Origin of the sequence: Piscirickettsia salmonis LF-89 = ATCC VR-1361 (assembly GCF_000297215.2) — a bacterium.
Taxonomy (GTDB): Bacteria; Pseudomonadota; Gammaproteobacteria; order Piscirickettsiales; family Piscirickettsiaceae; genus Piscirickettsia; species Piscirickettsia salmonis.
Map to the genome: position 1 here is coordinate 2525 of NZ_AMFF02000027.1, position 8464 is coordinate 10988.

At 39.7% G+C, this 8464-nt stretch carries 10 protein-coding genes; 9 read left to right on the forward strand and 1 reads right to left on the reverse strand.

Annotation, left to right across the window (positions count from 1 at the left end; all coding sequences use genetic code 11):
* The first annotated feature begins 267 nt into the window (after window positions 1-267).
* From C200_RS04055 to lpxK, 5 genes are all read left to right on the forward strand, one after another.
* Window positions 268-519 carry a hypothetical protein gene (locus tag C200_RS04055; RefSeq protein ID WP_016211149.1) on the forward strand — a complete coding sequence of 84 codons (252 nt, stop codon included), beginning with the start codon at window positions 268-270 and terminating at the stop codon, window positions 517-519.
* Window positions 520-587: 68 nt separating this feature from the next.
* Window positions 588-1217 (forward strand): MotA/TolQ/ExbB proton channel family protein, encoded by a 630-nt coding sequence (locus C200_RS04060; protein ID WP_016211144.1) that lies wholly within the window; start codon window positions 588-590, stop codon window positions 1215-1217.
* Window positions 1201-1623 carry an ExbD/TolR family protein gene (locus C200_RS04065; protein WP_016211152.1) on the forward strand — a complete coding sequence of 141 codons (423 nt, stop codon included), beginning with the start codon at window positions 1201-1203 and terminating at the stop codon, window positions 1621-1623. The genes C200_RS04060 and C200_RS04065 overlap by 17 nt, the downstream gene beginning before the upstream one ends.
* Window positions 1624-1629: 6 nt before the next feature.
* Entirely contained in the window at window positions 1630-3369 is a 1740-nt protein-coding gene (gene msbA, locus C200_RS04070; protein ID WP_016211145.1) for a lipid A export permease/ATP-binding protein MsbA, read from the forward strand.
* Window positions 3370-4434 (forward strand): tetraacyldisaccharide 4'-kinase, encoded by a 1065-nt coding sequence (lpxK, locus tag C200_RS04075; protein ID WP_016211153.1) that lies wholly within the window; start codon window positions 3370-3372, stop codon window positions 4432-4434. It abuts the gene before it with no gap.
* 3 nt (window positions 4435-4437) lie between these two features.
* Here lpxK and C200_RS04080 read toward each other — a convergent pair whose 3' ends face one another.
* Window positions 4438-4791: a hypothetical protein gene (locus C200_RS04080; RefSeq protein ID WP_016211147.1), complete on the reverse strand. Its 354-nt coding sequence runs from the start codon at window positions 4789-4791 to the stop codon at window positions 4438-4440.
* Window positions 4792-4903: 112 nt separating this feature from the next.
* Between C200_RS04080 and hemH the strand changes: the two genes are divergently transcribed.
* The 4 genes from hemH (at window position 4904) to C200_RS04100 (ending at window position 8358) form a co-directional block, all read left to right on the forward strand.
* A complete protein-coding gene (gene hemH, locus C200_RS04085; RefSeq protein WP_016211146.1) occupies window positions 4904-5860 on the forward strand; it encodes a ferrochelatase in 957 nt (318 codons plus the stop codon).
* Window positions 5861-5869: 9 nt separating this feature from the next.
* On the forward strand, window positions 5870-6181 hold the full coding sequence (locus C200_RS04090) for a hypothetical protein (RefSeq protein ID WP_016211151.1): 312 nt from the start codon (window positions 5870-5872) through the stop codon (window positions 6179-6181).
* 15 nt (window positions 6182-6196) lie between these two features.
* The gene (locus C200_RS04095; protein WP_016211143.1) at window positions 6197-6766 is read left to right on the forward strand and encodes an ATP-dependent Clp protease proteolytic subunit; all 570 of its coding nucleotides are present in this window, start codon (window positions 6197-6199) and stop codon (window positions 6764-6766) included.
* A gap of 263 nt (window positions 6767-7029) precedes the next feature.
* Complete coding sequence (locus C200_RS04100) at window positions 7030-8358, forward strand: alanine/glycine:cation symporter family protein (RefSeq protein ID WP_016211148.1); 1329 nt, start codon at window positions 7030-7032, stop codon at window positions 8356-8358.
* The last annotated feature ends 106 nt before the right edge of the window (window positions 8359-8464 follow it).

Consider the following 8464-nt stretch of genomic DNA (forward strand, 5'->3'; position numbering starts at 1 on the left):
TGTTTTTTTAGAGTATTTGATGGCGGCTTAGTATAGAGTAGTGTTGCACTTCAGATGACGGAGGGCGAATTTGATAAAACGGTGAGTTATTTTTTGCCCTCTGTTAATTATCAATGGCTCAAGCTGCTTTTTATCAGTGTACTGTGGTGAGCATCGGTTTCAGGTCAGTCGTTTTATTCAGGTGTTTATTTAAGTCAAAACGAAGAAGGGCTTGCAAAAAAGCTGATTTGGTCCGAGAGCCCAGGAGTTGTTGATGAATTTAGCTTTATGTTATCAAAATTTGACTCAGAAGAAGGCTGTTGCATTTTAGATCCACATAAAGATAAGCTATATGGGGTTAATTATTATCGGTTTTATCTGTATGGCTATATTGCTTATATCAAAGTTGACTCTCAGTCGACCCCGGGTGCTTTTAAGCATTTAACCTTGACTCATGATGGACAGCTAAATATTACTATTAGAAAGTTTTATAATTCTAGTGAATATTCTTTATTGCAGCTACTTTTATTTAGTCAGTGATTATAAACTAAGTCGCATGATGGTTGATTTAAGCCTAAGCTTTTTACAAAAAGCCAGGAGAATTTATCATGCTCTCTTTACTTGCAACCGGTGGCTGGCTGATGGCGCCAATACTGGTTTTAGCTGTAATCGCAGTTGCGATTATTCTTGAGCGATTTTGGTACTTACGAGCGAACTATGTCTTAGCTGAGCCTATTTTTGACCAGGCCTTTGATTTACTTGAACACCCAGCGAAGAAACTTGTGCAATGGCGTGATAAAGTGAGCCATAGTCCACTTGGTTATATGTTGGTGGAAGGTTTAGAAGCAAAGGGGCAAGGGCGTTTGGCTATGGAAGAGCGTATGGAAACTGCGGGACGTCATGCTGTACTTGCACTGGAACGCCATTTAGGCACACTTGGAACAATTGCAGCCGTTTCGCCGTTATTGGGCTTATTGGGCACTGTTTTTGGTATGATTAAAAGCTTTGGGGCCTTAAGTGCTGGCGCACAAGTGGATGCTTTAGTATTGGCTTCGGGTATTTCTGAGGCGTTGTTAACAACAGCCGCTGGGCTGCTTATCGCAATTCCCTGCTTGTTTTTCTATCGTTACTTTCAACGTCGGATCGATGTATTAGCTGCTTTATTAGAGCAACATGCAAAGATTTTTATTGAGCGTGCTGACCTGCAACGGGAGTCTCATTATGCAGTTTCGGCCTAACTCTAATAAGCATAAGGATATTATTCTTGATCTGGCACCGTTAATTGATGTTGTTTTATTAGTTTTGATTTTCTTAATGGTTACAGCCACTTTTATTAAAGTCGGGGGCGTTCAAGTAAATTTACCCAGTACAGAAAGTGCGTCATTAAATGGACCGTTACAAGAAACTTTAGTAATTTCTGTTGATTTTAAAGGCGATTATTATGTAAACTCTGATCGCGTGCCTGGGGGGAAGGTAGCTTTAAAGCAGTCTTTGCTAAAGCAGGCTAAATATAATAAAAACAGATTGGTACGTATCAAAGGTGATACGAATGCGCCTTTACAGATCATTGTCGATATTATGGAGCTTGTACAAAATGCAGGTTTTGTTAAAGTACAAATTTTAACTCAAGTGAAAACGTCGTGAGGTAGAATGCAGTCATCGCAGTCAGGCTTGAAGACTTACCGCCGTATTTTAAGTTATGTAAAGCCTTATTGGTTTTTAATGTTACTGGCCTTAGTGGGTAATGCATTATATTCAGCGATGGATGGTTATGTGATTCACTTACTTAAACCTTTGATGGATAAAGGCTTTATTGATAAAGACCTGGCTTATTTAGAAACTTTTCCGTTGGTGCTGATTGGTATTTTTGCTGTCCGTGGTACTGCAAACGTGATGGCAACTTATTGTTTTGGCTATGTTAGTGGCCATGTGGTCAGCGATATTCGTCGTCAGCTTTTTGCAAAGTTTATGCGTTTACCTGCCAGTGATTATGATAAGGCAACTTCTGGGCAGATGATTTCTAAGCTGCTTTATAATGTTGATCAAATTTCTGCTGCAGGAGGTGCCTCATTGACGACGATGGTCAGAGAAGTTGCTCTGATTATTAGCTTACTTGTGGTGATGTTTTATACCAGTTGGCGTTTATCTTTGGTTTTATTAATTATTATCCCTATAATTGCCCTGTTAATTAGTTTTGCGAGTAAGCATTTTCGTCGCTTAAGTCATAAGCAGCAGCATGCAATGGCTGAAGTGACTCATGTAACAGAGGAAAGCTTAAAAAGCTACCGGGAAATTCGGATTTTTGGTGGCCAAGCTTACCAAGAGCAGTCTTTTAATAAGGCAATTATGTATGCTTTACGTTATAACTTAAAGTTTACTATGATCAGTGCGTTAAATTCGCCGATTGTCCAGATGGTTGGGGCTGTCGCGATGAGTTTGGTTATTTACATTGCCGTTGCGAAGTTGCATGTTTCTGCAGGGACCTTTGTAACAATGATTACAGCGATGGTGGCGATATTAAAGCCACTTAGGAATATTACGGGATTAAATGCGGGATTGCAAAGTGGTGTGGCCGCAGCTCAGAGCGTATTTGCAACGGTTGATGCTGAAGAAGAGAAGGATACAGGAACAACGGTTTTAGCTCGTACACGTGGGCATGTGCAGTTTAAAAATGTCAGTTTTTCTTATCCAGGACATAATAAAACTGTTCTGCATGAGATTAATATTGATGTTAAGCCGGGTGAGTCAATTGCTTTAGTCGGGCGTTCTGGCAGTGGTAAGTCGACATTCGTGAGCTTATTACCAAGATTCTATGATGCAACATCGGGCGATATTATTTTGGATGGTATATCAACCCATGACATTACTTTGGCCTCTTTACGTGAGCAAATCGCTGTAGTCTCGCAACATGTAGCGTTGTTTAACGATACAATTTTTCATAATATTGCTTATAGTATGCTCGGTGAAGTGGATGAGGCAAACGTTATTGAGGCTGCGAAAATGGCTCATGCCTGGGAGTTTATAGAAAAGCTTCCTCATGGTTTATATACGGTAACGGGTGAGAATGGTGTGATGCTTTCAGGGGGGCAGCGCCAACGTTTAGCGATTGCACGTGCTCTTTTGAAAAAGGCACCCATTTTAATTCTTGATGAGGCAACCTCCGCACTGGATAATGAGTCTGAGCGCTTAATTCAAGCAGCGATAGAAACCATTATGAAACAGTCGACGACGTTTGTGATTGCTCATCGTTTATCAACGATTGAGCATGTTGATCGTATTTTAGTGATGGACGAAGGGCGCATTATAGAGTCAGGTTCTCATCAAGAATTAATGAGCGCTGAGGGTGCTTATGCGGACTTAAGAGCGTTTGCGATGGACTCTAATCACTAAATGAAGCTTATTGAGAAAATTTGGTATCATAACCATGGATTACGATGGGCCTTATGGCCGTTTTCTTGGCTATTTCGTTTTATTACATTTTTACGTCGACAGTTTTTTAAACTCGGTTTATATAAAGTCTATATCAGTCAAGTTCCTGTGATCATTGTTGGTAATATTCATGTCGGTGGTGTGGGCAAAACTCCGTTGGTTTTGAAGTTAGTCGAGCACTTTCAACGCCGAGGTATAACTGTTGGTGTGGTTTCACGAGGCTATGGCGCTAATAAAAATAACCATTATCCCTATGAAGTAACCTTGGAATCCTCTGCTTTAGAAGCGGGAGATGAGCCGTTAATGATTAAACAACTAACGGGTGTGCCTGTAGTCATTGCACCTAAAAGAGCGCAAGCTGTTGATTATCTAACGAGCCATTATCGCCTGGATGTGGTCCTAAGTGATGATGGTCTGCAACATTATGCATTAGCTAGGTCAATCGAAATTGCGGTTATGGATGCTGAGCGTTTAGGTAATGGTTATTGTTTACCTGCGGGGCCCTTGCGTGAAGATTGGGCGAGGCTTAATGATGTTGACTTTGTTGTTGCCAATAATTTATTTAGAGCATCAACCGCGCTAGATAAGTCACAGGGTATTAAAAGATTAGAGCAATTAACAGTTCCGGTATTTTCATCGTCATTAGGTGTTAGTTATTGGGTGAATGTGCACACAGGAGAGCAAGTTGCTGTTGATAGATTTAAAGGTCAACGGGTGAACGTGGTTGCCGGCATTGGTCATCCTCAGCGCTTTTTTAATACATGTATGGATTTAGGGGGGATTATTAATCACTCATGTGCTTTTTCTGATCATCATGATTATCAAGCCTCAGATTTTGAAAATTTTAATCAAGAACTGCCGTTATTGATGACTGAAAAGGATGCAGTTAAGTGCAAACAGTGGCTAAGTGACAATGCTTGGGCCTTACATGTTGAATTAGAGTTTCAATGTATATCTACTAAATCATCAGACCCTGTTTTTTTTGATCAGTTAACAAATAAGCTGAAGTTAGCATATAATAAATAGTACTTAATCAGGCAAGCAAGGTTTGTTTTTATGCAAGGGCAAGTCGTTTAAGGTTTTACGAATCAGGTGACACATGTGGTGAAGTTCTTCTATTTTTTGTTTTTCACAGACTTTCTCAATGGCGATATGATAGTCCTCGAGTAACACTTTATCTTGGTATACAACCATTTCTATATAGTTTTCCTGTGCTTGGTATTTAAAACAGACTTCAACATCATCGTATTTTGTTTCAATCAATAAATCATGATGGTCACAGCATAATTGCTCTAATAAGTCAGTAATGTGTTGGCAGTTTTCTTCTTCAATGAGTAAAGCAAAAGAGCGGTCAAACGCCTGATTAAGTTCACGCCGGTGCATACAGTTTATTTTCCATTTTTATGAAGTGAGATTATTAAGATTTAAGCAAAGGTCATGCCATGTGGTATGATGGCGCGGGTTTAGAGTGGTTTAGAGTGGTTTAGAGTGGTTTATGTCAAAAACATATGGTGTCGTTTTAGTTAACTTGGGGACGCCTTGTGCGCCAACAGCTGAAGCAATTAAAGAGTACCTGCAAGAATTTTTATCAGATCCTTATGTTGTGCAATTACCAGCATGGTTGTGGCAACCTTTGTTAAGGTATGTTATTTTGCCAAAAAGATCACAGCGCTTAGTTGAGTCTTATCAGCTGATTTGGCAAAAAGGTGATTCACCATTACGGTCTTATATGCAGGAGCTTGCGGCAAAATTAGAGTTTGAACTTGAAGATGAGGATCATCGGGTCGTTGTTGCAATGCGTTATGGTCAACCTTCATTCCAAGTGGCTTATGATGAGATTCAAGCGTTTGTTGATGAAGTGATTGTTATACCCCTTTATCCACAATACTCGATGGCAACAACGCTGACTGTGACAGAAAAAATTAAAGAATTAAGCTGGCAAAAGCCACTGAAGGTAATTGAGAGTTATCATAACCGGCCTAGTTATATTAATGCGTTAGCATCGACGATCTTGCCAAAAATAAATCAACATTTTGATGCGTTATTGCTGATGTCTTTTCATGGCTTACCGCAGAAGATGGTTAAAATGGGAGACCCTTATGAAGTGCAGTGCCATGAAACCGCAGCATTATTGGCAGAAAAACTGGGGTTAACAAAACAGCAGTGGGCCATTAGTTTTCAATCCCGTTTTGGCTTGCAAAAATGGCTACAGCCTTACACTCATGACCTATTAACTGCTTTACCTAAAAAAGGCATAAAAAAAGTCTATGTCGTGTGTCCGGGCTTTTCTGTTGAATGTTTAGAAACACTGGAAGAGATTAATGAGCAAAGTAAAGCCATGTTTTTTGCTGTGGGTGGGGAGTTTTTTGAATATATCCCGGCATTAAATGACTTGCCTGAACATGTTGAAATACTAAAGGACATGCTACACTCTGTGCATAATAACCAATAGGATATTGTTTTGAAAAATTACCCGCACATTGACGATATCATCGATCAGGTTGCTAAAGAGTTTGACTGTGATCGCAATCGTATGGCCTATGAGGCTTTTGCAACAGATGTAAAAGAGTTAATTGAGAATGAAGACTTTGATTGCCAAACTGAAGAGCAAGCACGTCTTGAATTGGCAAAACGCGGTCCTCATATTATTAATTTGTATATGGAAGGCTTGGATGGTGAAGATTGGCTGAGCCAAGACTATTTACCTGCGGATATTAATGTAACCGTTGTCCGCGAATTTTATAAATTTGTCGTTAATGAAGAAAAGAAATAAAGGTGAAATAAAATTATGAGTGATCAAGAACAACAGCTTCAAGGTTCAGCATTAATTGATGAAAAACTGTTTGAAGCGCGCAGTGTCTTTATTTTTGGTGAAATTAACCAAAAACTGGCTCAAAAAGTAACTTCTCAACTTATTGCTTTAGCACATGTGAGCGATGATGAGATTACTGTGTATGTGAATTCACCGGGAGGGCATGTTGAGTCGGGAGATTCAATTCATGATGTCATGCGTTTTATCAAGCCTCGTGTTCGTGTGATTGGCACCGGCTGGGTGGCTAGTGCAGGAAGTTTAATCTTCCTAGGCGCTGAAAAAGAAGATCGTTATTGTTTGCCAAATACACGTTTTTTATTACACCAACCTAGTGGTGGTGCACGTGGCCAGGCAACGGACCTAGCAATTCAAGCCAAAGAAATTATTAAAATGAGAAAGCGCTTGAATGTTATTATTGCTGAGCGTACGGGTCAGGTACTTGAGAAGGTCGAAGAAGATACTGAGCGTGATTACTGGATGACGGCAGAAGAAGCCAAAGAATATGGCATTGTAAATAAAGTGATCGCTTCAGCCAGTGAGCTTTAATTGATTACATCATAACCGTTTTATAGTCAGGCATATATTGTTATAAATGCCTGACTTGCTTTTAAAAAACAGAATTAATTTTATTATAGTTGCCTTTATTTGAAATAATCATGTAGAGCTATGACTAGCTATTATGCTTAAACCTAACTTTATTAAAAGGTTTATAAAAATAATTAATCGAGCCAAAATATTTTTTCTCTTGCTTTTACTTATGCCTTTTTTGTTACACTAGTAAAGAGGTAAATCAAGGAGTGAGTTTTAATATGGAAATAGCATCATTTTTAAATGCATTAAGTGGCTTTGTTTGGGGCCCGGTTATGCTGATTTTGCTTTTAGGTTGTGGTCTTTATTTAACGATACGCTTACGGTTATTGCAGCTTAGAAAACTGGGTGTAGCACTTAAACTAATTGTTAAAAAAGACTCAAAACAAGCAAAAGGAGAAATCAGTGGCTTTAAAGCATTGACTACAGCAATGGCTGCAACGGTAGGTACAGGAAATATTGCAGGCGTTGCAACTGCAATTGTCTTAGGAGGGCCAGGTGCTGTTTTTTGGATGTGGATGACCGCACTAATTGGTATGGTGACAAAGTATGCTGAAGCCGTTCTTGCCGTAAAATATCGGGAAACGGATGCGAATGGTAATTTCGTTGGTGGTCCAATGTATTACATTAAAAATGGGTTAGGCTCTCGCTGGCGAGGCTTAGGGGTTGCCTTTGCTATTTTTGGAACGATTGCAGCGTTTGGTATAGGCAACAGTGTTCAAAGTAACTCGATGGCGCACGTATTAAATAATCACTTTGGTATTTCACCTTGGTTAGTCGGTGGAGTCAGTGCTGTTTTGGTGGGCTTAGTACTGTTCGGAGGAATTCGTTGGATTGGGCGTGTGACTAGCTATTTGGTTCCTATTATGGCTGTTTTTTATATTATCGGCGGCCTGGTTGTTATTGGGCTTAATATTCACCACCTATCCAGTGTATTTATGTTGATTATTAATAGTGCGTTTAGTGGCGCAGCAGCAGCAGGAGGGTTTGCTGGTGCAACGATAATGGCTGCGATTCGCTTTGGTGTTGCGCGCGGTGTTTTTTCAAATGAGGCGGGTTTAGGCACAGCACCGATTGCTCATGCAGCAGCAAAAACAAATAGCCCAGTTCGCCAGGGATTAATCGCAATGACCGGGACCTTTTTTGATACAATGATTCTTTGTAGTATTACTGCCTTTGTTATCTTATTAAGTGGGTTATGGACATCTGGCGAGACAGGGGCTGCGCTTTCTTCAGATGCTTTTCAGGTTGCTTTTAATGGCGGTGGCTTGGTTGTTACGGTGGGACTCGTTATTTTTGCTTTCACTACTTTGCTTGGTTGGAGTTATTATGGGGAACGCTGTGCGAGCTATTTATTTGGTACTAAAATCATTATTCCCTATCGTATTCTATGGGTAATTGTGATTGTTTTAGGTGCTGTCGCTAATCTAAATTTATTGTGGCTAGTTGCAGATATTTTAAATGCGTTGATGGCTATTCCTAATCTGATTGCTTTAATATTGTTAGCACCTATAGTTGTTAAGTTGACTAGGGATTATGAAGGTTCATAGTCTCGTTATTTCATTTTAGCGCTATTAAATTTGACTATACTTTTGTCAACCCCCCATAAGTGAGACAGTTTAAAACTGGAATTATCCCTCTGTTTTTGTCGAAATT